The sequence below is a fragment of the Streptomyces sp. P17 genome, from assembly GCF_032436805.1.
GTDB lineage: Bacteria > Actinomycetota > Actinomycetes > Streptomycetales > Streptomycetaceae > Streptomyces.
Genome location: NZ_JAVRBF010000539.1, coordinates 1 through 316, shown reverse-complemented (window position 1 = coordinate 316; position 316 = coordinate 1). Strand labels below are relative to the sequence as shown.

General features: G+C 66.8%; 1 protein-coding gene. It reads left to right on the top strand.

What is annotated here, in order from left to right; translation table 11 throughout:
* Positions 1–316, top strand: a 316-nt coding sequence (locus RMT89_RS42020) for a hypothetical protein (RefSeq protein ID WP_315889023.1), incomplete at both ends; no start/stop codon positions are given.

The following is a 316-nucleotide window of genomic DNA, read 5'->3' as shown; positions in this document are numbered from 1 at the left end:
GCATGGATGCGCTGCTGTCGGTGATGCGTCTGGCTGGCTTGGTGGCTGTGGTGGATCGTGCCGGAGTGCTCCAGGGCGTCCCGGATGCTGGGTCTGGTCAGGTGTGGGAGGCGTCTGCCGCCGATGTGGTGGAGTGGGTGCCGGTGATGGACCGGGACGGGCTCCGCAATGGCTGGGTGGTGACCTCGGAATCTGAGTCTGGCGAGCCGTTGCGGGGGGCCGAGTTCGAGCGCTCCGGGCCGTTGGCGTGGGACGTGTCTGGGTTTGGTCGGGTGCCTGAGTTTCTGCACTCCCCTCTGATGAGGACAAACGCGCA